At 69.3% G+C, this 21555-nt stretch carries 19 protein-coding genes; 5 read left to right on the forward strand and 14 right to left on the reverse strand.

Annotated features, from left to right (window positions below; genetic code table 11):
* The 9 genes from VD964_RS23885 to pseI form a co-directional block, all read right to left on the reverse strand.
* Positions 1-894: flagellin (locus VD964_RS23885; protein ID WP_414637253.1), on the reverse strand; the 894-nt coding region annotated here is incomplete at its 3' end.
* A 203-nt stretch (positions 895-1097) separates the two neighbouring features.
* Positions 1098-2156 carry a ketoacyl-ACP synthase III gene (locus VD964_RS23890; protein ID WP_324870993.1) on the reverse strand — a complete coding sequence of 353 codons (1059 nt, stop codon included), beginning with the start codon at positions 2154-2156 and terminating at the stop codon, positions 1098-1100.
* A 56-nt stretch (positions 2157-2212) separates the two neighbouring features.
* Positions 2213-2986, reverse strand: coding sequence for an SDR family NAD(P)-dependent oxidoreductase (locus tag VD964_RS23895; RefSeq protein ID WP_324870994.1), 774 nt, complete (start codon positions 2984-2986; stop codon positions 2213-2215).
* On the reverse strand, positions 2983-4161 hold the full coding sequence (locus VD964_RS23900) for an AMP-binding protein (RefSeq protein WP_324870995.1): 1179 nt from the start codon (positions 4159-4161) through the stop codon (positions 2983-2985). Before VD964_RS23900 ends, VD964_RS23895 begins: the two co-directional genes overlap by 4 nt.
* Positions 4158-4436, reverse strand: coding sequence for an acyl carrier protein (locus VD964_RS23905; protein ID WP_324870996.1), 279 nt, complete (start codon positions 4434-4436; stop codon positions 4158-4160). Before VD964_RS23905 ends, VD964_RS23900 begins: the two co-directional genes overlap by 4 nt.
* Positions 4437-4442: 6 nt before the next feature.
* Positions 4443-5288: an alpha/beta fold hydrolase gene (locus VD964_RS23910; RefSeq protein ID WP_324870997.1), complete on the reverse strand. Its 846-nt coding sequence runs from the start codon at positions 5286-5288 to the stop codon at positions 4443-4445.
* Positions 5289-5291: 3 nt separating this feature from the next.
* Complete coding sequence (locus tag VD964_RS23915) at positions 5292-5525, reverse strand: acyl carrier protein (protein WP_149228899.1); 234 nt, start codon at positions 5523-5525, stop codon at positions 5292-5294.
* Between the two features lie 110 nt (positions 5526-5635).
* On the reverse strand, positions 5636-6382 hold the full coding sequence (locus tag VD964_RS23920; RefSeq protein WP_324870998.1) for a glycosyltransferase family protein: 747 nt from the start codon (positions 6380-6382) through the stop codon (positions 5636-5638).
* Positions 6375-7430 (reverse strand): pseudaminic acid synthase, encoded by a 1056-nt coding sequence (pseI, locus tag VD964_RS23925; RefSeq protein WP_324871023.1) that lies wholly within the window; start codon positions 7428-7430, stop codon positions 6375-6377. The genes VD964_RS23920 and pseI overlap by 8 nt, the downstream gene beginning before the upstream one ends.
* A 333-nt stretch (positions 7431-7763) precedes the next feature.
* On the opposite strand from pseI, the gene VD964_RS23930 reads away from it, so the two are divergent.
* The gene (locus VD964_RS23930; RefSeq protein WP_324870999.1) at positions 7764-7982 is read left to right on the forward strand and encodes a hypothetical protein; all 219 of its coding nucleotides are present in this window, start codon (positions 7764-7766) and stop codon (positions 7980-7982) included.
* 15 nt (positions 7983-7997) lie between these two features.
* Here the strand turns inward: VD964_RS23930 and VD964_RS23935 are convergent, their stop codons facing one another.
* The 4 genes from VD964_RS23935 to VD964_RS23950 all read right to left on the reverse strand — a co-directional run bounded on the left by VD964_RS23935 (position 7998) and on the right by VD964_RS23950 (position 13239).
* A complete protein-coding gene (locus VD964_RS23935; protein ID WP_324871000.1) occupies positions 7998-9293 on the reverse strand; it encodes a pentapeptide repeat-containing protein in 1296 nt (431 codons plus the stop codon).
* A 61-nt stretch (positions 9294-9354) separates the two neighbouring features.
* Positions 9355-11628, reverse strand: coding sequence for a hybrid sensor histidine kinase/response regulator (locus VD964_RS23940; RefSeq protein WP_324871001.1), 2274 nt, complete (start codon positions 11626-11628; stop codon positions 9355-9357).
* Between the two features lie 542 nt (positions 11629-12170).
* The gene (locus VD964_RS23945; protein WP_324871002.1) at positions 12171-12515 is read right to left on the reverse strand and encodes a hypothetical protein; all 345 of its coding nucleotides are present in this window, start codon (positions 12513-12515) and stop codon (positions 12171-12173) included.
* 19 nt (positions 12516-12534) lie between these two features.
* Positions 12535-13239, reverse strand: a complete 705-nt coding sequence (locus tag VD964_RS23950) for a helix-turn-helix domain-containing protein (RefSeq protein ID WP_324871003.1) — start codon at positions 13237-13239, stop codon at positions 12535-12537.
* Between VD964_RS23950 and gpmA the strand changes: the two genes are divergently transcribed.
* Positions 13238-13996, forward strand: a complete 759-nt coding sequence (gpmA, locus tag VD964_RS23955) for a 2,3-diphosphoglycerate-dependent phosphoglycerate mutase (protein ID WP_324871004.1) — start codon at positions 13238-13240, stop codon at positions 13994-13996. The genes VD964_RS23950 and gpmA overlap by 2 nt on opposite strands.
* 88 nt (positions 13997-14084) lie before the next feature.
* On the opposite strand, the gene VD964_RS23960 is transcribed toward gpmA, so the two are convergent.
* Positions 14085-16385: a helicase-related protein gene (locus VD964_RS23960; RefSeq protein WP_324871005.1), complete on the reverse strand. Its 2301-nt coding sequence runs from the start codon at positions 16383-16385 to the stop codon at positions 14085-14087.
* A gap of 408 nt (positions 16386-16793) precedes the next feature.
* Between VD964_RS23960 and VD964_RS23965 the strand changes: the two genes are divergently transcribed.
* From VD964_RS23965 to VD964_RS23975, 3 genes are all read left to right on the forward strand, one after another.
* Positions 16794-17618 carry a WecB/TagA/CpsF family glycosyltransferase gene (locus tag VD964_RS23965; RefSeq protein ID WP_324871006.1) on the forward strand — a complete coding sequence of 275 codons (825 nt, stop codon included), beginning with the start codon at positions 16794-16796 and terminating at the stop codon, positions 17616-17618.
* Between the two features lie 3 nt (positions 17619-17621).
* Positions 17622-19964, forward strand: coding sequence for a polysaccharide biosynthesis tyrosine autokinase (locus tag VD964_RS23970; protein WP_324871007.1), 2343 nt, complete (start codon positions 17622-17624; stop codon positions 19962-19964).
* A gap of 141 nt (positions 19965-20105) precedes the next feature.
* Positions 20106-21389 (forward strand): endo-1,4-beta-xylanase, encoded by a 1284-nt coding sequence (locus tag VD964_RS23975; protein ID WP_324871008.1) that lies wholly within the window; start codon positions 20106-20108, stop codon positions 21387-21389.
* Positions 21390-21555: the final 166 nt, after the last annotated feature.

Consider the following 21555-nt stretch of genomic DNA (forward strand, 5'->3'; position numbering starts at 1 on the left):
GCTGAAGGTCTGGCCTTCGACCGTGATGCTGAAGATGTCGCCTTCTTCGACGGTGCCCTTGACGTTCACACCCGATGTCTGCGGGTTGCCAGCCGTGGCGGGCGTCGCCAGGTTGGTCGTCATCGTCTGGGTGTTGTCGAAGTAGGAGATCGTGCGGCTTTCGTTGCCGTCCGACACGATGAAGTCGCGGGTGCGGCCGTTGGCGCCGCGGACTTCGATCTGGACGCCGGAGAAGCTGCCCGACGTGCTGGACATCGTGCCCGACAGCTTCAGGCCGGTCAGGCCATGGGCGTTCTCGGCCTTGCCGATGTCGGCGGTCTTGCCCTCGATCGAGCCGTCGCCCTGGATGCGGATCGAATAGGTATCGGCCCGCTGGACGTTGGTGACGCGGGCGTTGTCGACGCCGGTGATGGTGTTGACGGCGGCACGGGACTCGCTGGTGCTGTCCATGCTCATGCCGTTGCCGGCGATCAGGTTCTTGCCGCCGTAACCGCTGTCGGCGGCCAGCTTGTCGATCTGCCCGCGCAGCGTGTTGAACTGGGCGGCCAGCGACTTGCGGGTGGCCACGGAGGCGGCGTCGTTACCCAGTGCGGCGTAGGCCGCGGTGGTCAGGCCCTTGGCCTGGTCCACCATGGAGTCGATCGAGCTCAGGCCCTTGTCGGCGGCCTGGATGGTGCTGATCGACTGGCCCATCGCGTCCTTCAGCGACGTCAGGTCGCCGGCGCGCTGGTTCAGGCCCTTGGCCGAGAAGAAGGCGGTCGGGCCGTCGAGGGCGGTGTTGACCTTGTTGCCCGTCGACAGGATGTTCTGCTTCTTGTTGATCTGTTCCTGCGTGCTCTGCAGCTGCAGCAGGTTGGTCCGCATGGAAGCGGAGAGGGTAACGTTGCCAGCCATGGTAGCCACTCCTTTTGGAGGATCAAAGTCCGGCGGCACCCCTCTTTGGAGGCGCCGATTGCCGGAAGGGGACTAATTCCCCCTGCCAAAGGGGTAGGCAAGAAGCGGGCCAGTTCAAATTTGCCGGGGTTCCTTGGTAATCCGTACCGGTAGGCAGAAAAGCACCCGGCAAAATTTGCCGACCTCCCGGCAGAATCTGCCGGTCAGGCGGCAGGGCTTGCCGGGGCGGCAGATTCTGCCGGGTATTTCCTGCCGGGCAGGACAACCGTTTCGCACATCGCGAGCGGCCCGACGGCGATTGCGGCACTGCCCCAGGACCAGCCGACGCCAAAGCCCGACAGCAGCAGCCGGCACGTCCCCGCCGCAAGCTGCGTCGCCAGCGCGCCGGCGATCGCCAGTGGGATGGAGGCGGAACTGGTGTTGCCGACATCCCGCAACGCCACCACGGTTCGGTCGGCCGGCACCCCGAGCTTTTGGCCGAGATGGCGGATCATCTGCGCGTTGGCCTGATGCAGGACGAGGTGGTCGACCGCCTCCATCGTCCAGCCGGCGGTATCGAGCGCAGCCCGCAAGCTGCCGGGCACTTCGCGCAGGGTGAAGGCGAAGACCTGGGTTCCGTCCATGAACAGGCGCGCCGGCCGGTCGGGACGGCGCATCGCCCCGCCCTCCGCCGTCAGGTAGGGAGCGCCGGCACCGTCGCTGCCGAGGTCGAACGCCATCGGCGCCGCGGTGCCGTCCAACTCCAGAGCGGTCGCGGCGGCGCCGTCGCCGAACAGCGGCGCAACCGCACGGTCGTCCGGATCGACCAGACGGGACGTGGTATCGCCGACCAGCAGAAGCGCCCGCCGCCCGGCGGCCTTCAGCAGCCCCGCCACGGTCCACAGCCCATAGACGAAGCCGGAACAGCCATGGGTGAGGTCCAGCACGGCGGCCCCCTTCCGCAGCCCCAGCCGCCGATGCAGGAGCGATGCGGTGCCGGGAAGCATGTGATCGTGGGTCTGGGTCACCAGAACCAGCAGATCGATGCTGCCGGGCTCCCAGCCCAGCCCGTCGAGCAGACGGCGCGCCGCGGCTTCGGCAAGATCGCTGGTGCATTGGCCGGGGGCGGCGATCCGCCGTTCCTCGATGCCGGTGGCGGCGGCGATCCGGCGCGCCGCGTCCTCGCCGAAGCGGCGGGCGAGGTCGTCGACCGTCTCGCGCCCTTCCGGCACGCAGCCGACGATGCCGCGCACGCACACTCCGTCGATCCGGCTGGCGACCATCTCCGCCTCTCCCCTGTCACTTGCGGCTGTCACCCACGGCCTGAACCGGCCACGCCTCAGCAGGTGATGCCGCCGTCCACCGTAAGGGTCTGTCCCGTGATGAAACCGCCGCCGTCGCCCAGCAGGAACCGGACCAGCGGCACCACGTCCGCCGCGGTGCCGAGCCGGCCGAGCGGCGTGCGGCGCACGATCTGGTCGCGCTGCCCGTCCGACAGGGTGCCCGACATTTCGGTGTCGAGATAGCCCGGCGCCACCGAATTGACGGTGATCGCCCGCCGTCCGACCTCGCGCGCCAGCGCCCGCGTCAGGCCGTCGAGACCCGCCTTCGACGCCGAATAGGCCGCCAGCCCGACATAGCCGCGCTGCCCGATGATGGAGGAGACGTTGACGATCCGTCCACCCTTCGCACCGGCGCCGCGCTCCACCAGCTTGGCGCGCAGGAAGGCGCGGGCGGCCTGGAGCGCTCCGGTCAGGTTGGTCTGGATCACCGCCTCGGCATCCACCTCCGGGAAGGTCGCCAGCACGCCTTCGCGCGCGATCCCGGCATTGTTGACCAGCCCCCACAGCGGCGAAGCGCCGCCCCAGGCGACGGTGGCGTCGAAGAAGGCGCGCACCTCGTCGCCCTCGCCGATGCGGCAGGACCGCCAGAACAGGTCGGGGCCGGCCAGCCGCTCCAACGCTTCGGAGGACGACCGGCTGCAGGTGGAAACCCGGTAGCCGTCGGCCAGCAGCGCCTCCACCAGCGCAAGGCCGAGGCCGCGGCTGCCCCCGGTGACGATGACGTGACGCTTCGGTTCCATAAATGCGGCTGCGGCTGCGGGCGCGGTCATGCGGCTCCCTTTCGGCTTTTCTTGCCCGCCGCACTCAGCGGGATATGGTCGGCGAAGGTCAGGGCGCGCGGGCGCGCGGCCGGCGGCAGGTCGGCGGTCGCCGCGCGCAAGGCGGCACGCAGGGCCTCCCCGTCGACACCCGGCGCCGGCACGATGGTGGCGGTCAGGAGATGGCCGGTGATCGGGCTCGGCACCGCCGACACGGCGGCATCGGCCACCCCGCCGACAGCCAGCAGCCGGCGCTCCACCGCTTCGGGCGAGACCTTCACCCCGCCGACATTGACCAGCCCATCGAGCCGGCCGGCGAACAGCACGCGGCCGTCCTGCCGTTCCACCAGATCGCCGGTGGACAGCCAGCCTTCCGCATTGGCGATGCCCGGTGCCGCACGCGGGCTGCGCACCTCCAGCACGCCATCCGCGATGCGCAGGGCAAGCCCGTCCGGAGCCTCCTCCAACCAAGCCGCCGGGAAGCCGGCGCGGCCATCGGCGACGGCGAACAGCGCCCCCGCCTCGGTCGAGGCGTAGATATGGCGCAGGCGCGCGCCGGGAAAGCGCTCCGCCAACCGGTCGAGCAGCGGCTGGTCCGCCGCCTCCCCGCCCAGCGTCACCGCCCGGAGCGGCAATTCGGCATCGCCCAGCGCCATCAAGAAGGCGCGCCAGAAGCTCGGCGTACCGCTGACATGGGTCACGGCATGGCGCCGCGCCGCCTCCGCCAAGCCGGTGATGCCGCTGGACGCTCGGGGAGGCACGGCGATCAGCGACGCCCCGGCCGCAGCCGCGGTCAGCACCACCTGCAGGCCGGCGAAGGCGCCCGGATCATAGGTCAGCAACCAGCGCGCGCCCTCCTCCGCCACGCCGCGCAGTCGGCCGCGCAGACGGTCGAAGTCGTGGCACAGGCGCTTGGGCGTCCCGGTGGTGCCTGAGCTTTCCAGCGTGACGGAGAACCCCTGCCCCTGCTGCCAGCCGTCCGGATCAGCGGCACCGCGGGCCAGCAGCAGCCCCCGGCCCGCCTCCTCGGCGGCGGCCAGGGCCGCCAGCACGCGCGACGGCCGGTCGGCCTGCACCACGCCGCCCGCCGGCACCGCCAGCCCGGCAAGCTCCGGCCAGCCGAACCGCTCTTCCCCCTCGATCAGGCGGAAGGCGGGATGGATCCAGGCGGGGCGGCGCCCGGTCATGCCGGGACGGCGTAGAGAGCCACCAGTTCTCCGACCGTGGTGAACTGGCGGAAGCCTTCGCGGAAGGGATCCTGGCCGGTCCGCTGCTCCAGCACCACCAGCAGCGTCGCAAGGTCGAGGGAGTCGATGGGAAGGCCGCCATCGAGGAACCGGCTGTCGGCGGTCAGCGGCGGCAGCACCTCCCCCTTGTCGGCGGCGATGCGGCCGAGTTCCTCGGCGATCAGGGCGAAGATGGGGCTGGCGGCAGGATGGTTGGCGGCGGGATGGTGGGTCATGGAAGCTCAGCTCTGGCTGGGGGCATCGTCGCAGCCGTCGAGGAAGGCCCGGATCGCGGCGGTCACCGGACTGGCGGCTTCGATGTGCGGCAGGTGTCCGGCGGTGTCGAAGACCCTGAACGGGGCGCCCGGCGGCAGCCGGTCGGCGGGCGGCAGCGGGATGATCCCGTCGGCGCGGCCCCACAGGACTTGGATCGGCATCGGGTAGGCGCTCCAGTCCACCGGCGGGCCGCCACCGTCGGCGTGGGCGGCGAAGGAGACGTCAATGATCCGTTCCAGCCCTGCCCGGCGGACCGGGTCGGCACCCTGCGCGTACAGCACCTCGCCGAAGCGCGGAATCAGCGGCGACGGGCCGGCGAACAGGCGCGCCGCGCAGGCCCGCCCCTCCTCCACATCGGCCGGCGCGATGGCCCGCCTGAGGAAGCCGAGGTCGAAGGGTGTACCCAGTCCGGCGCTGGCCAGCAGGGTGAGGCTCGCCACCCGGTCCGGCGCCAGGAGGGCAAGCTCGCGCCCCACGTAACCGCCCATCGAATGGCCGATCACGTGCACGCGCGCCAGTTCCAGCGCATCGAGGAATTCGACCAGCCAAGGGGCGAAGTCGGAAACCCGGCCGCTGCCCACGTCGGGGGTGGAACCGCCATGGCCCGGCAGGTCCACCGCAACCGCACGCCGCCGGGACGACAGGGCCGACAAGTTGAACTGCCAAGTCAACCGGTCGCCGCCGAAGCCGTGCAGAAGCAGGACGGGCACGCCGCCGCTGCCGACCGACAGGTAGGCCGCCGGACCGCCGGCGACGGTGGCGACACCGGCGCGCAGGCGGCTGCCTTCCGAAACGGGCTTGGAAACAGGCACCGGTCAGGCCGCGACCGGGGCACCCGCCAGGGCCAGCAGATCGGCGACCGTCTTGGCCTTGGCCAGCTTCTCGCCTTCCACCACCACGCCGGTCTTCTCGTCGACCAGCGCGATGAAGCTGATGACGGCCAGCGAATCCCAGGCCTCCAGTGATTCCAGGGCCTCGTCGCCGGTCAGCGTGCCGGGATCCAGTTCAAGCATCTCGTCAAGAGCGAGCAGGAAGTCTTTGCGATCCATAAGCTGATCTCCTTGATGGGCCTAGTGTAGCCGGATCGGTGGGTTCCGGTGGTGGGTTCCGGTGGTGGGTTCCGGTTGGGCAGCCCCTTCTTCCGGACGGGCGTGTCTCGTCAGTGCAGCGTCTTTTGCCGGACCGCACGGTTGATGTCCATCCAATCGGGGTGGTCGCGAAGCAGTTTGCAACAATCCTGCCAGCCGAAGGCGGGATTGGAGGGCAGCAGAGCCTCGAGAATGCGGCGGACCAGCTCATAGTCGGCGGGCTCGTCGACGCACCAGCGCTGGTCGGGCGGCTCGACCGGCTCGACCGGCACCAGTGCGGTCCCCAGGCGGAAACGCTCCGGACGGCGGTAGATATAGGGGGTGACATGCTCCCGCTCGGCCGGATCGGTGGCGTTGGCTGCCGCCTCGTCCAGCAGGCGGCGCGGGAAGACCTCCGCATCCAGTCCGCGCGGATACCGGGTGCTGTCGATCGACAGATAGTCCAGCGACGGATCGTCGCGGAAGGCGGCGATGAGGCGGCCGACCAGCACCGGATCGATCAGCGGGCAGTCGGCGGTGACCCGCACCACCTGATCCGCCCGCGCCAGAGCCGCCGCACCGGCGAATCGGCCCAGCACATCCTGCTCGTCGCCCCGGAAGACCGCGACGCCCAGGCTCTCGGCGCACTCCGCCACCGGGTCGTCGGTGGCGTTCACCGTCGTCGCCAGCACCACGGCATCCAGGCCGGGCGTCCGGGACAACCGGTCCAGATGGTGGGCCAGCAGCGGCCGGCCGGCGGCCGGCATCAGCACCTTCCCCGGCAGGCGGGTGGAGGTCATGCGGGCCTGCGATATCGCGACGACGCGCGGCTTATCCATGCGGATCCTCTCCTCGCGGCGCCAGCATGTCCCAGCCCAGCGGCTCCCCCCGGCGCAAGCGGCGGGCAGCACACCGGCCCAGCACGTCGGGCAGGTGTTTCGGCGCCATGCCGAAGCCGGGCCGGATGGAGCGGACATTGGCGGCGGTCAGCGGCTCCCCCGCCTCGACGTCGGCGACGACATAGAGCGAGCGGCGATAGTCGCGCCCACCGGCCTCGCTGGGCTTCACCGTGTAGTCGACCCGGCCCATGGCGGCGGTCGCCGTACGGACGGCCTCGGCCATCGCCTTGAATTCCGCCGGCTCCAGGGAAAAGGCGCTGTCTACACCGCCGTCGGCGCGCGACAGGGTGAAGTGCTTTTCGATCACCGAGGCGCCCATCACGGCGGCGGCGACCGGCACGGCGATGCCCTGGCTGTGGTCCGACAGGCCGGCGGTGATGCCGCCGAAACATTCCGCCAGATGCGGGATCGTCCAGAGATTGCAGTCCTCCGGCGGCGTGGGATAGCCGCTGACACAATGCAGCAGGGCCAGCGGCACGTCGCCGGCGGCCGTCACCGCCTCCTCGATCTCGCCAAGCGTGGCGAGGCCGGTGGACATGATCAGCGGTTTGCCCGACCGCGCGGCGCGGCGGATCAGCGGCAGATCGATCAGCTCGAAGGACGCGATCTTGAAAGCGGGCGCGTCCAGTTCCTCCAGCAGTTCGACGGCGGTCTCGTCGAAGGGGGAGCTGAAGATGGTCAGCCCCAGCGCCCGCGCCCGCTCGAACAGCGGGGCATGCCACTCCCACGGGGTGTGCGCCTCGCGGTAGAGGTCGTGCAGGGTGCGTCCGTCCCACAACCCGCCCTCCAGCCGGAAACCGGGACCGTCATGGGCGATGGTGATGGTGTCGGCCGTGTAGGTCTGCAGCTTGACCGCATCGGCCCCCGCCTCCTTCGCGGCCTCCACCAGCGCCAGGGCCCGGCCCAGGTCGCCGTTGTGGTTGCCCGACATCTCCGCGATCAGATAGGGCGGATGACCCCGCCCGATCGGCCGGCCGGCGATGGACATGGGGGGCCGGGCCATTGAAGGATCGGCCTTGGGGGGATGGGCGGAGCCAGTGTTCGGCAAGGGTCGGCTTTCCAACGGGATACGGGGCGTACTGGATCAGTCTTCCATGAAAACGTGAAGGAAGGTTAATTCGTGCCGGCGCGTTCGGCGCGCAACAGCGCCCGCACCTCCTCAGCCCTCCCGTGTGTACTGCCGCCGCCCGCGGCCATGCAAGCGGGCCTTGCCGGAACGCGAGAGCACCCCTCTCATTGTGCGGCGCAGCAGAAGACGTTGCGCCGCAAGCAGGAATGCGACACACTCGCCAAAGACCACAATTTTATAATGGATGTTCCCATGGCTGGTTTCGACAGCGCCGCCGGCCCTGCCGGCGTGGTGACCGGACTGATCGAGAAGGCGGCGGCGGAGTTGGACGCGATGTCCGATGCGGCAGGGGAGATCGCTCCTGAAGTCGGGGATCTCACCGGCATTCTGGTGGAGGCGCAGCGCGTCGCCGACCGCGCCGCGCTGGAACTGCGCCGGCTGGCCCGGAAGGTGACGCGCGCGACGGCCTGATGCCGCGCAAGCCGCCTACAGCTTCAGACCGGCAACCCCATCCAGGATCGCCCCCTCGGCCAGCGATCGGCGCTCCAGCTTGGCGCCGAACAGCTTGGCGCCGGTAAGATCCGTGCGGGCGAGGTCGCAGCCGCGCAGGTTGGCGAAGGACAGATCGGCGTTGCCCAAGTTGACCGAACGCAGGCAGGCGCCGCTGAGGTCGGCGTAGCGCAGCTTGGCCCCCGACAGGTCGGCGGGGCGGGAGCGCTGCTCGTCGAACACCAGAGGCCGAAGGTTGACGTTGCGCAGGTTGGCGTTGTTCAGCTTCGCATGCCGCAGGCTGATGCCACGCAGGTCGCCGTCGGCAAGGCTGGCGCCGCGCATGTCCGCCTTGTCCAACACCGCCGCCTGCAATTGAACGCCCGACAGGTCCAGGCCGTAGAGCGTCGCCCCCTGCGCCCGCAGCATGGTCAGGCACAGGTGGGCCAGCGACGGCGCATGACGCAGGTCGAAGCCCGACAGGTCAAGCATCGCTCCCTGTGCCCCGCTCGACCCCACCCATGCCATGTGGTCGGCCAGCAGATCCTCCAGTGACCGCCCGAGTTCCGCCACCACGCGGCCGACGGGCTTGTCCGTGAGCGCTTCCTCCATGTCGGCATCGGTCAGGTCGGTCATCACCATGGTGGCGCCGGTCAGCACGGCCCCGCGCAGGCAGGCGCCGCGCAGGTCGGCGCCGGACAGGTCGGCGCCCTCCATGTTGGAACCGGTGAAATTGGCGCCGCGCATGGTGGCCCGCACCAGCTTGCAGCCGCGCATCACCGCGTCGGAAAAATCGGTGTGGATCGCCATGATCCCCGACATCCGGGCGTTGGTCAGGTTGGCGCCGGACAGGTCCGCGCCATCGGCTTCCGCCGGGCTGGTGTCGATCTGCACCATGTGCAGATGGCCGGACCGGTCCTTCTCGGCCAGGGAACCGTCGCGCAGATCCGCCTCGAACAGGTTGGCGCCGACCAGGATGGCGCCGCGCAGACAGGCGCCGCGCAGGTCGGCCTTGATCAGGCTGGCGCCGTCGAAATTCGCCTGCCGCAGATCGGCGACGAAGAAGGAGGCGCAGTCCAGCCGCGCCCCCGCCAGGTTGGCGCCGCGCAGGCCGGCCCCGACGAAATCCGCATGGGCAAGGTCGCGGCCCGACAGATCGAGCCCGGACAGATCGCAGAAGGACAGGTTGGCGCGCGCACCGCCTACCCGGGCATTGCGGAACATCTCGTGCCGCCGCACTGCCTGATCGAGTTGCGTCTGGTCGAGACGCTTGAGAGTGCGATTCTGCACCATGGCCCCATGAACTCCCTTTCCGGCACCAGTTTGGCAGCGTCCGGCTTCAGAAAGGGTTAATTCAGGCCACCGACTGGTCTTCCAGCGTCTGTTCGCCGCCGTCGGCCGGCCGGCCGGCCGGCCGTTCGGACAGGATTGCGGCGATGGCGTCCCGCAGATCGTCCGGCGTCACCGGCTTGTGCAGCAGGCGGCAGCCGGTCGCCACCGCGTCGCGGATGCGCTCCGGCGCGGTATCGCCGGTCAGGATCAGGCCCGGAACGGCACGGCCCAGCCGCTCGCCGACTTTCGTCACCGTCTGGACGCCGGTGTACCGGCCGGGAAGGCGGAAGTCGCTGACGATCATGTCCGGGTTCGGCATTTCGGGCACCTCCCCGGCACTTCCCGCGAACAGGGATAGCGCCGCCTCGCCGTCGACCGCTTCGATCACGCGGTGCCCCCAGCTTTCCAGCAGCAGGCGCACGGCGTCGCGCTGGACCGGATCATCCTCCACCACCAGGATCAGCCGGTCGCCGGTTTCGGCCGGGGCGGCTTCCTGAACCATCACCTGCGCCTGCAGCCGCTCGGTTCCCACCACCGGCGCATTGACGGCAAAGACGGAACCGCGGCCGGGAAGCGACCGCACCTCCACCGCATGGCCCAGCAGCGCCGCCTTGCGCCGCACCTTTGCAAGGCCGAGGCCGAGCCCCTGCCGACGGTCGCGCTCGGGATTGCCGAGCTGCACGAAGTCCTCGAAGATGTTGTCCAGCTGTTCGGCCGGAATGCCGGGGCCGGTGTCCCACACCTCGATGCGCAGCCAGCGCCCCCGATGCCGGCAACCGATGGTGACGCGCCCGGCGTCGGTGAAGCGGATGGCGTTGCGCACCAGATCGCCCAGCATGCGGGTCAGCAGCGTCCGGTCGGTGCGGATCACCATCCGCGCCGGGATCGCGCGCAGCACCAACCCCTTTTCCGCCGCCATCCCGCGGAACTCGTTCGCCAGATCCTCGAGCACGGCAGAGACCGGCACGTCGGCCAGCTGCGGCCGCACCACGCCGGCATCGAGCGTCGCCACTTCCAGCAAGGCATGCAGCAGCTTTTCCCCGGCATCCAGCGCCTCGCCCATCTTCTCGGCGATTCCGCGGTCGCGGGGGTCGGCCAGGCGTTCCATCAGAATGTGATGAAACAGCCGTAACGCCTGGAAAGGCTGTCGTAAATCGTGATTGGCGGCGGACAGGAAGCGGCCCTTGGCCTGGTTCGCCCGCTCCTTCTCCTCCAGCGCCCGGCTCAACTTCAGATTGGCGGAGCTGAGGGCGGCCGTGCGCTCCTCCACGCGCTGCTCGAGCTGAACGTTCGCCAGTTCCAACTGGGCGTTCGCCTCGGTCAGCGCATGGCGGGCGGCGGCCTCGCGCCGCAGGCTGGCCACCCCCAGCAGGGACAGTCCGGCAAGCGCCGCGACACCGGCGACGATGACCACCAGTCCCCGTTTCAACCGGGTATACCACGGAGCCAGCACGGCCGGCCGCGGGATCGCCACCGCCGACAGGACCGGCAGGCGCGTCATCCGCTTCAGGCCGAGGACCGACCGCTCCCCACCGACCGTCCACTCCGCCTCCACCCGCTCCGCCCCCGGCTCCAGCCGGGGCAATATGCCGAGCGACCCGGCAGACTCGCCGGCGAGCCGCACGCCGTCCGGACGGTACAGCCCGACCACGCGCTGGGTGTCGTCGGCGAAGGCGTTCAGCACGGGAGTCAGGGCCGACACCGGCACCGCGACCAGCAGCGCGCCGTCGAGAGCGCCCGTCACGCCGTGGATGCGGCGGGCAAGGAGAATGGAGGGCTGGCCGGCCATGTGACCGGCCGCCGACTGGATCGCATGCTCCTCATCCGGGGGCAAGGGACGGACCAGCAGGGACAGGCCGTCGGCGGTCTCGGGCTCCGCGAAGGCGACGGAGTGGCCGAACTGCACCGACCCATCGGCGCCGATCAGGGTCATGCGGCCGAATCGTTCGACCGCCATCGCTTCGGCAAGGCTGCGCTCGGCCCAGGCCGCAATGCCGCGGCCATCCATGCGGCCGGCGACGCGCTCCAGCAGATTGACGCTCGATTCCAGCACGCCGCGCGCATGGCTGTCGAACAGGACCGCGGCCTGGCGCGCGTCCCGTTCGGACCGCTCAAGCGTATCCTGGTAATCGAGCACCGTCACGGTGGCCCAGGAAGCGGTTCCCAGCAGCGCCAGCGTCGTGCACAGAACGGTCAGCAGCGCACGGGGGGAAGAGGCGATCCGGCGTAGAAGCGTGGAAGAGCGCCGCTGACTGTCGGCGGCACCCTCGGGAGATGGCATGCGGAGGTCGGACATTCGATGTGATGACCCGACCCGGTCAGGCCGGCGCCGGCAGGACCGGCGGAGCCTGCCGGCGCTGCCTCGGCAGCAACGGCTTCGGGTGCGGAAAAGTCATCAGGGAGCGGTCCTCGACAATGGCGTGGGCAGGCTGCGATCCGATCTGGATCAACAATCAAAGGTTCAGCTGAAGAAAACCGATCCCGACAAGGTGAAGCTTACGTTCTCTCGAATGTTCGACAGCCAAGCCGGCAGAGCGTCACCCATTGGTCGAATGCTTTCGGAACAATAGCTTAGCTCTACCGGACCAGGGAACAATATCACACGAAGAAATGCAGTGCGATCCACCTTGGCGACTATGACCATCATCATAACCGATGCATCCATTGAGTGAATGCACCGTCGGTCCAGCTTTACCTTTGGGAAAGCCCCAGAAGGTGCTGCGAGGGAAGGCAAAAAAAGCCGCACGCGCAAGATGCGCGGCGGCTTCCGACAGGGACAGGCCATGTCCGGTTGGGAGAAGGTGAACCGGAACGATCACGGTTCAGTAGGACTGCGGCTCAGGGCGGCGGGGCGCTTGTGGCGGTTTCGCCGCGCACGATCAGGATCAGTCCGTCGTCGGCCGCCTCGAGCTCCTTCCCGGCGTCGCGGGGAATGGGAACCTTCTGGCGGCGGCAGAACAGCAGAAGCAGCGCCAGCGTCTTGCTGGGCGTGAAGACGACCTCCCGCGACTTGGAGGCGCCGCTCTGCTGGATTTGTACCGACAGTCCGCCGTCGGGCTTGGGCGCCACCGAAGTGACGACGCCCAGAGGCAGGTCCGTCTGGTTGGGGGCCTTCTGGTACCAGGCGATGGCTTTCTTCAGGGCGGAATTTGTGAAGAACAGTTCACGGGTCTCGACGATCATTCCATCCCTGACCAAACACTCAGGCCCGGCCGCCCTCCAGTCCCGGATTCAGCCGGAACGTGATCGCGCGCCCCAGTTTGGATTCCCGCAGAAGGATCTGCTTGGTTTCCAGCAGCTTGATGGCCCGGTTCACATTGGGCCGCTGCATGCCCAGCGCATCAGCCAGTTCGGACTGGAGCACCGGAACGGAGCGATCGAAATGGAGCCTCCGGCTCAGATAAGTGAACACACGAAGCGCCTCCAGAGTGATCTCTCGGTCGGTCGACACAGCTCTGGAGATGACGTCATGATGATGCAGCATCGTGGCCTCGGTACGCAAGGTTGTCAGGTTGCTGGTGCGATAATCGGAAAGCGTGGGCGCGCCCCGCAGGCCCGCTGTGCGGCACGAGGAGAGCTGCGTTCCGGCATCCGGTTCCGCCATCGTCCCTTTTCCTTCCGCAGGGGCCGGCTGGGCCGGCAATTTCGACAGCACAGACGCTACCGCACGATTATTGTCCGAGTATGTCGCCATGATTTCGCGGCTGACATAATTGGTGTCTCCGGAAGCAATCATGAAATCGGACTGAAACGGACCCCGTTCCGGCCACCCCAAGCCGAACCGCTGCGGCGATCCGCCGCGGGAACCCGCGTGTTGCGGCCCCGTTTCAAACCGGATGCGTCCGGCCGCGGCACGCCGCCCGACATGCCTGCCGAACTGCCTGCCGAAGCAAGGGAGACCCGCCATGCACCGACTGATCCTGCTGCGCCATGGCCAGAGCGTCTGGAATGCGGAAGACCGTTTCACCGGATGGACCGACGTCGGGCTGACCGACCGCGGCATCGCCGAAACCCGTCAGGCGGCCGAACTGCTGAAGGGCGCCGGCATCGATGTCGACGTCGCCTTCACCTCGGTGCTGAGCCGCGCCATCGAGACGCTGCACCTCGTCCTGCGCGACATGGACCGGCTGTGGCTGCCCGTGCACAAGCACTGGCGCCTGAACGAACGGCATTACGGCGCGTTGCAGGGATTGAACAAAGCGGAGACGGCCGAACGCCACGGGGCGGAGCAGGTGTTCCAGTGGCGGCGCAGCTGGGACATCCCGCCGCCGCCGATCGAGCCGGACGATCCGCGCTCCGCCGTCACCGACCGCCGCTATGCCGGACTAGCGCGGTCGAACCTGCCGCGCGGCGAAAGCCTGAAGGACACCACTGCCCGCGTCGTTCCCTTCTGGACCGAGGCGATCAGCCCGGCGCTGCGGCTGGGCGCCCGCGTCCTGGTATCGGCGCACGGCAACAGCCTGCGCGGGCTGGTCAAGCATCTGGACAACGTCGCCGACCACGACATCCCGTTGTTCGAGATCCCCACCAGCCGCCCCCTGGTTTACGAACTGGGCGCCGACCTGACGCCGCTGCGCCGCTACTTCCTGGGCGAAAACGGAGCGGTGGAGGAGATCACTTGGCCTAAGCACGAGACGGGTCGGGATAGCAGCGCGGCGGCGTAATCCCCCTCTCCCCCCGGGGAGAGGGTCGGGGTGAGGGGGATGCACAGGATGGATTCTTGATGGAGGGCCGCCGCGCGCCCCCCTCACCCTAACCCTCTCCCCGGGGGGGAGAGGGGACTCCGCTTCGTCGCTTGGGACCGCCACGACCGGTGCGGGGACCACCCCGCCCGGCATCGCGGCCCCCCTCCTTCGCCACCGGGTGGTGGAAATGGTGCTGGTGACCCGGTGCCTTCTCGCCGTTGCCGCGCGCCGGCCCGCCGCGATGGCCGCCGCGGCGTTCCTCGACGCGGCTGCTGTAGCAGTTGTCGCAGACGCGGAACCGGTGGTTGGCCTTCAGCCGCGTGCCGCAGACCGGGCAGGCGCGGGCGAGCGAGCGCTCGGCGAGCGTCCGCTCGATGAAGGCGTTCAGATGCGCCCGGCGCTCCTGGCACAAATCCATCTCGGGATAGGCGTCGGGGAAGCGGTAGGCCAGCCAGGCGTAGGCGGTCAGCTCCTTCACCGCGCGCTCGGCCTTCTCCAGTTCCACGTCGGTGCCGACGCTGTGGCGGAACCGCTCGGCCGCGTCGGGCGCGGCGTTGGGGATGCCCCTGCCCTGGTTGACCGCCCAGCCGCCGAGAAGGCGCAGGTTGTTCTGGTCGCGCGTGTCGATCGGGCAGCGGGCCAGCATGTCGCGCTGCGCCAGCGGCAGCTTGGCGCGGTCCACCGCGGCGGCCGCCTGGATGCGCTGCTCCAGGTCGGTCATGCGGAAGGTCTGGTTGGCGCGCAGCAGCTCCTGACCCGCGGTGCGCAACACCTTGGCGAGGCTGTCGGTGTCCAGTTCCTGCGCGATGGCCTCGACATGGCTGAGGTTGGGCGAAATCCACGAGCGCGGGTCTTCCGGCGGCACCGGCGGCGAGGTCAGCGCCCGGCGCACCGGGTTGATGTTCTCGCCGTCAAGCACGGCGACGCGGCCTTCCTCATGCATGCCGAACCGGCCGGCGCGGCCGCCGATCTGGCGGATCTCCGACGCGGTCAGCTCGCGCTCCTCCCGCCCGTCATATTTGCGGGTGGTGGACAGCACGACGCGGGCGACCGGCAGGTTCAGCCCCATGCCGATGGCGTCGGTCGCCACCAGCACGTCGGCGGTGCCCTCGCGGAAGCGGCGCGCCTCGGCCCGGCGGACCTCCGGCGACAGGGCGCCGTAGATCACCGCGACATTGTGGTTGCGGCCCAGCAAGTCGTGGCGGAGCGCCATGACGTCCTTGCGCGAGAAGGCGATCAGCGCGTCGCCGGACTTCACCTCCTCCAGCTTCACCCGCTCTTCCTGGACGCGCAGCGGCGACTTTCGGGTGAATTCGACGACCTCCAGCTCCTCGCCCATCGCGTCGGCCAGACGCTTGACGTAGGGGATGGCGTCGGCGGAGCCGGTCATCAGGATTTCCGGCGCCGCCACGCCGGCCACCGCCTGGGTCCAGGCCCAGCCTCGGTCGGGATCGCCGATCATCTGGATTTCATCGATGACACAGGCGCCCCACACCTTGCTGGTGTTCACCATCTCGATGGTGGAGGAGGTGAAGGCGGCACCCGGACGCACGTCGCGCTCCTCGCCGGTGACGAGGCTACAGGGCCGGCCGCGCGTCTCCAGCGCCTCCTGCCCTTCCAGCGCCAGCAGGCGCAGGGGCGCCAGATAGCAGCCGCTCTCCGCCTCGGCCAGCCGGTCCATCGCCGCGTGGGTCTTGCCCGAATTGGTCGGGCCGACATAAAGCCGCAGCTTGCGGATCATCGCGCGGGCGGTGGTGAAGCTGTCCAGATAGACGCCCATGCCGGACGCGTCCTCCAGCCGCTCCCGCCGAACCTTCAGGCCGGCGCGGGATGCTGCGGTGGAGAATGCCTCCTCCATCGCGTCGAGCAGGGTCTGCAGGCGCGGGATCCGGCCGCCGAAGCCGACGACGCGGCCTAGCTCGTCGGCGAAGCCCTTCGGCCGCCAGGATTCGCCGAAGCCGGACGCCCGCTGCTCCATCGACGCGAACCAGCCGTCGACCCGGTCCCTTGCCTTGGCGATGGCGGGGGAGGACAGGCAGGCGCCCTTCACCCGCTTGCCCAGCGCCTTGGCCTGCGGCCGGCCGACCCCCTCGTCGGTGGTCAGCAGGCCCCACAGGTCGGCCTCGATGTCCGGCAAGGGACCGAGCGCCACCTTGAAGCGCAGCTTCAGCTTCCGGTCGGTGCCGGGGATTTGGACGACGTGGTTGACCGCGACCGACCAGCGCGCGGGGGTGCTGTCGGAGTCCACCTCGATCCCGTCGCCGCGCACCACGGCGGCCACCGCGCGCAGGGCGACACGGCGGTCGAATTCGTCGGCAGTGCCGGGAGTACGGCCCGAGCGGGCGTTGTCGGAAGTGTCGTCGGTCATGATCGTCTTTTCTTGGATTTGCCCTGGTCATGCAAGCGCTTCACCCGGCCACATCGGCCGGGCGGCCTGTCCGGCAGGCCGGGGCAGAGGCGCCCTCCAACAACAGCCATAGAGCGCCAGGGTCTCTCTTTATGGCCGGGGTCTCTCTTTATGGGTCGGACCGGCCGATTCGGCAAGCCGAATCCCCCGAAGGGAGCAAGCCCGGGCTAATTCGAATCCGTCGCCGTTTCGCCGATCTCGCCCGTGCGAAAAGGGGGGAGCACCGGCCACATAGAGCCACGCAGGTTTGGTGGTCCGCCCCCAACGGGTTAGCCGCCGCTCACCGGCAAACCGGTTGGCCGGATCGACAACAAGATCCGGCGCGAAACGATCAACGCTTTGCTCTGATTAATTTTCTGGGAGATGCGCATGCCGAATCCTCGTGAGGTCCTGGAACTGATCGAGCGCATGCGGTGCATTTCGAACGACGGCGAGCGCCGGGCCCTGGTCGATCGGCTGGGCGCGGTGGACCGTCCGACGGTGCTGTCCTTCCTGAACGCGCACGGGCTGAACGTCTGCATGGGGTCGGACGAGGCATTGGCCGCGTTCGCCGCCTCGGACGTGCTGCTGCGCGACGGGATCGGGCTGCAGGCGGTCCTGCCGGTGCTGGGCATGCCGGCCGGACTGAACATGAACGGCACCGATTTCATCCCGCTGCTGCTGAAATCGCTCACCCCCCGCACCGTCGCGATCTACGGCACCGCCACCCCTTGGCTGGACCGCGCCCGCGTCGTGCTGGAGGAGGCCACGCCGCACCGCTACGCCGACCTGCAGCACGGTTTCCACCCGGTGGAGCATTACATCGCCCAGGCGCGGGCCACCCGTCCCGACGTGATCCTGCTCGCCATGGGCATGCCCAAGCAGGAACAGGTCGCGGCGGAGCTGAAGCGCGCGCTGGACCACCCGGTGCTGATCGTCAACGGCGGCGCCATCGTCGATTTCCTGGCCGGCCGCTTCAAGCGCGCCCCGGAAGCGGTCCAGCGTTCCGGCATGGAATGGGCCTTCCGGCTGGCGCAGGAACCGCGCCGTCTGTTCCGCCGCTACTGCATCGGTGCCTTCGGCTTCGCCTGGTGCACCCTTCGCCTTCGTCGTGCCGCATCCCTCCGCACCCGCGAAACGGGCGCCGCAGCGCCCGATCAACCCCGGATCCCTCCGTCGCCGATCCGGCGGTCGCCCATCCAGAAGGAGCTTTGAGACGTGGAAAATCTTCCCCAGATCAATAACGGAGGCCATGGTGGCCCGCCGGCTCCGGCGTGGCCCACCCAGGTCGGCCACCACATGCCGCGCGAGTTCGACGGCCCCGCTCCGGCCATGGGCCCCGACTTCCGGTTCATCCTGCGGGTGCTGGCGGCGCACAAGACGCTGATCGTCGTCATCGTGCTGGCGCTGACGGCCCTGTCGGCCTTCGCCGTCTCGCTGATGAAGGACAAGTACACCTCCGAAGCCCTTCTGCTGGTCGACAACCGTCAGGTCCGGGTCGTCCGGGCGGAAGACCAGGCGCTGAACGCCATCACGCCGGAAGACGGCGCGATCCTCAGCGAGATCGAAATCCTGAAGTCCACCGCCGTGCTGAGCCAGGCCGTCGCCGACCTGAAGCTGGCGACGAACCAGGAGTTCAACCCGCCGGTCCAGGCCGACGAGACGAAGCCTTTCGTCGAGCGCGCCACCGCCTGGACGCGCGAACAGGCCCATGCCGTGTTCGGCCCCGAGCTGCCGGGCGTCGTCCAGGCCGTGCTGGCCCACGGCGACGACATGACCAAGGACACCCAGCTGCGCGAGACGCGCGCCGCCGACAGCATCGACGGCGTCCTCGACCGCGTCCGCCGCAACCTGGAAGTCGGCGTCGTCGGCCGGTCGCGCGTGATCCAGGTCCGCTACACCGCCCGCGAACCGGAGATCGCCCAGAAGGTGGTGGACACCGTCGTCCGCCGCTACATGGAAACCCGCCAGCAGATGGACCGCGACCTGTCCACCAGCGCCGTCGCCTGGCTGGAAGACCGCATCGCCACCCTGCGCCGGGAAGTGGCGGAGGCCGACACCAAGGTCGATGCCGTCCGCTTCAAGGCCGGCCTGGTCAAGAACGGCACCAACGGCCTGATGGCCACCACCGAGCTTGAACAGGCCCGCTTGCGCCTTGCCGAGGCCGCGGCGCTGCGCGCCCGCGCCGTCGCCCAGGCCCAGACGCTGGAGCGCAGCTCCGGCAACGGCGGCAGCCTCGCCTCCCCGGTCGTGGCCCAGCTGCGCGCCACCGTCGCCTCCATCTCCACCGAGCTGGCACAGCTGTCGCGCCAGTACGGTCCGAAGCACCCGCGCATCCAGGAACTGCAGGCCCGCCTGAACGAGGCCAACTCGTCGCTGCAGCAGGAGGTGCGCCACGAGATCGCCGGCGTCCGCGAGGCGGCCAACGTCGCCATCGAGCAGGAAAACGCCCTGAAGAGCATGATCGCCAAGCTGGAATCCGGCTATCAGACCATGGCCGTGGAAGCGGTGCCGCTGCGCACGCTGGAGGCCGAGGCCCAGGCCAAGCGCCAGCTGCTGGACAGCCTGCTCGGCCGTCTGGAAGAGGTGCAGGCCCAGCAGGACAACCGCGCCTTCCCGACCGCCGTCAAGCTGGTGTCGGCGCCGCAGGTCCCGCATGAGCCGTCGGGTCCGTTCCGCATGCTCCTGCTGCTGGCCGGCTTCGTCGCCTCGCTCGCCGTCGCCATCTTCATCGTCTTCGGCATCGAGCTGTTCCAGCGCCGCATCCGCACCCCGGACGCCGTCCGCCGCATCCTGGGCGTCGGCACGGTCCACATCGTCCCGCACCACTCCACCCGCGGCACCCGTGGCCGCCTGGACCAGATCTTCCAGAACCACCCCTTCTCGCTGTTCTCGGAATCGATGCGCGCCCTGTTCCGCAACCATCTGTCGGATCTGGGTCCGGTCGGCTCCATCGCCGTCACCTCGGCCCGCCCGCAGGACGGCAAGACCTCGATGAGCCTCGCCGTCGCCCAGGTCGCGGCCCAGGCCGGCCGCCGGGTGGTGGTGGTCGACACCGACTTCCGCCGCTCGCGCATCGACGGCCTGTTCAACCTGTCGGCCAAGAAGGGCCTGTCGGACTGGATCGCCGGCACCGCCACCCTGGACGAGATCGTGCACAGCAGCGACCAGGCGCCCTACGCCATGATCCCGGCCGGCCGCCTGATGCCGGAGACGCTGGACCGCTTCAACGTCGACGGCCTGATCCACCTGATGGCCGGCCTGTCGCCGCACTTCGACCTGGTGGTGTTCGACACCGCCCCGGCGCTGGCCGTGTCGGATGCCCGCATCGTCTGCGGCGCCGCCTCCAAGGTGCTGTTCGTCAGCCGCTGGGGCCACACCACGGCCAGCGACCTGCAGGCGGTCGCCGACCTCGGTCCGATCGACCACTCCAAGTTCGTCGCGGTCATGACCGACGTGAACCTGAAGAAGGCGGCGTCCCGCGGCTACCAGGGTCCCTACAACAGCTACATGGCGACCCGGAAATACTACGGCGACACCACCCTGCGGACCGCTCCGTAAGCGGCACGTGGGCTCGGTGACCCGAAAAAGGTGACCTGAAGCTCCTTCGACCCCGAGGCCCTTTTCCTCCGGACGCTGCGGCGCCCGGAGGAAGGGGCCTCTTCATGACGGGAAACCGCGACCAGAAGAGAAGCCCTCCCTATGATCACGTTTCCGAAGCCCAGCCTTCCCAAATGGCGCCCCTCCCGGCGCGAGCTGCTGTGGACCGCCGCCGCCGGCGCCGTGCTGGCCAGTTGCCGCGGCGCCTCCGGCCCGACGCCGGCCGAGGCCGCTTCATCCCATGCCGCCGGGGCTGCGGAGCCGGCGGTGACGCTGCGCGACGCCTGCCGGGCGCTCGGCATCCGCCACGGGGCGGCGCGCGACCACTACATCGATCCGGAAGACCCGATGCTGGACCGGCTGATGGCGCGGGAATGCGACGTCGTCACCCCGGAAAACGGCGGCAAATGGGGTCTCTTCCAGCATACTGAGGGCAATTACGACTGGCGCCGCTTCGATGCGGCGGTGGAACTGGCACGCTCCATCGGCGCGGCGCCGAACTGGCATACGATCATCTGGCAGCATATGGGCATGCCGCCCTACATGAAGCTTCCGGCATCCCGGCAGGCGGAGCTGGGCATCTCGGAAAGCGCCTATTTCTCGCCCGAGGGCACGCTCAGCGAAGAAAACGTCTGGCCGCGCTTCACCGGCGTGGTGGAGGCGGTGCGCCAGCGCTACGGCGACATCTTCTACCGCATCGACGTCGCCAACGAGGTCTTCTTCTGGGAAACGGTGGAAAGCCACCCGCGCCAGCAGGACCGCTACGGCTTCCGCCGCGGCATGTGGTGGGTGGCGGCCGGCGGCGCGGAGAAGGGGCCGGAATGGCTCGACCCCTTCTTCCATCACGTGCACAAGGCCTTCCCCAAGGCGAAGCTGGTTCTGAACGAGTTCGGCATCGAGATCGACGAGGGCTGGCAGCAGCGCAAGCGCGCCTATCTGCTGGACTGGCTGACCGGAGCGGTGAAGCGCGGCGTGCCGATCCACGGCCTCGGGCTGCAGAGCCACCTGATCGGCGGCAAGCCCTATGACAGCGCCGGCATGCGCAAGTTCCTGCGCGCGGTCGACAAGCTGGGCCTGTCCGTTCACATGACGGAGACGGACGTCGACGAGACGCGCCTGCCCCGTTCCTGGTCGCGGGCGGAGAAGGACCGGGCGATGGCCCTGCTGGCCCGCAATTATTTGGCCGATGTGCTGGACAATGCCCGGCTGGATGAGTTGTGCTGGTGGCACCTGCGCTCCGACCTGAATTTCATTGCCAGGGAGCATGCGGAGCTGAAGCCCCACCCCTCCCCCTATGATGCGGATTCCCGGCCGTTGCCGCTCTATGCGGCGGTGGTGGACACGTTGCAGGACAAGGCGCGGACCGGCAGGGCGCGGTCGGGCTGAGCCGCCTGCGACCTGAAGCGGTGCGGTGCGCAGCGGGGGTACGCCCTTCTCGGCTTCCACCCCCTCCGATAGGCCCGCGCTCCCGCCCCTTCGCGTGCGAGCGTCCGCTTACGCTCCCGTTTAGAGTCCCTCAAAGCGTCCGGCACCCCCCTGAAGGAGAGGTCGA

Source organism: Azospirillum sp. (assembly GCF_035628975.1).
In the GTDB taxonomy this organism is placed as follows: Bacteria; Pseudomonadota; Alphaproteobacteria; order Azospirillales; family Azospirillaceae; genus Azospirillum.

Excerpts from the sequence above, each read along its gene's own strand:
- VD964_RS23890 (WP_324870993.1), bottom strand. The coding sequence starts at position 2,156 with ATGGTCGCCAGCCGGATCGACGGAGTGTGCGTGCGCGGCATCGTCGGC.
- VD964_RS23895 (WP_324870994.1), bottom strand. The coding sequence starts at position 2,986 with ATGACCGCGCCCGCAGCCGCAGCCGCATTTATGGAACCGAAGCGTCAC.
- VD964_RS23900 (WP_324870995.1), bottom strand. The coding sequence starts at position 4,161 with ATGACCGGGCGCCGCCCCGCCTGGATCCATCCCGCCTTCCGCCTGATC.
- VD964_RS23905 (WP_324870996.1), bottom strand. The coding sequence starts at position 4,436 with ATGACCCACCATCCCGCCGCCAACCATCCTGCCGCCAGCCCCATCTTC.
- VD964_RS23915 (WP_149228899.1), bottom strand. The coding sequence starts at position 5,525 with ATGGATCGCAAAGACTTCCTGCTCGCTCTTGACGAGATGCTTGAACTG.
- VD964_RS23920 (WP_324870998.1), bottom strand. The coding sequence starts at position 6,382 with ATGGATAAGCCGCGCGTCGTCGCGATATCGCAGGCCCGCATGACCTCC.
- pseI (WP_324871023.1), bottom strand. The coding sequence starts at position 7,430 with ATGTCCATCGCCGGCCGGCCGATCGGGCGGGGTCATCCGCCCTATCTG.
- VD964_RS23930 (WP_324870999.1), top strand. The coding sequence starts at position 7,764 with ATGGCTGGTTTCGACAGCGCCGCCGGCCCTGCCGGCGTGGTGACCGGA.
- VD964_RS23935 (WP_324871000.1), bottom strand. The coding sequence starts at position 9,293 with ATGGTGCAGAATCGCACTCTCAAGCGTCTCGACCAGACGCAACTCGAT.
- VD964_RS23940 (WP_324871001.1), bottom strand. The coding sequence starts at position 11,628 with ATGTCCGACCTCCGCATGCCATCTCCCGAGGGTGCCGCCGACAGTCAG.
- VD964_RS23945 (WP_324871002.1), bottom strand. The coding sequence starts at position 12,515 with ATGATCGTCGAGACCCGTGAACTGTTCTTCACAAATTCCGCCCTGAAG.
- gpmA (WP_324871004.1), top strand. The coding sequence starts at position 13,238 with ATGCACCGACTGATCCTGCTGCGCCATGGCCAGAGCGTCTGGAATGCG.
- VD964_RS23950 (WP_324871003.1), bottom strand. The coding sequence starts at position 13,239 with ATGGCGGGTCTCCCTTGCTTCGGCAGGCAGTTCGGCAGGCATGTCGGG.
- VD964_RS23960 (WP_324871005.1), bottom strand. The coding sequence starts at position 16,385 with ATGACCGACGACACTTCCGACAACGCCCGCTCGGGCCGTACTCCCGGC.
- VD964_RS23965 (WP_324871006.1), top strand. The coding sequence starts at position 16,794 with ATGCCGAATCCTCGTGAGGTCCTGGAACTGATCGAGCGCATGCGGTGC.
- VD964_RS23975 (WP_324871008.1), top strand. The coding sequence starts at position 20,106 with ATGATCACGTTTCCGAAGCCCAGCCTTCCCAAATGGCGCCCCTCCCGG.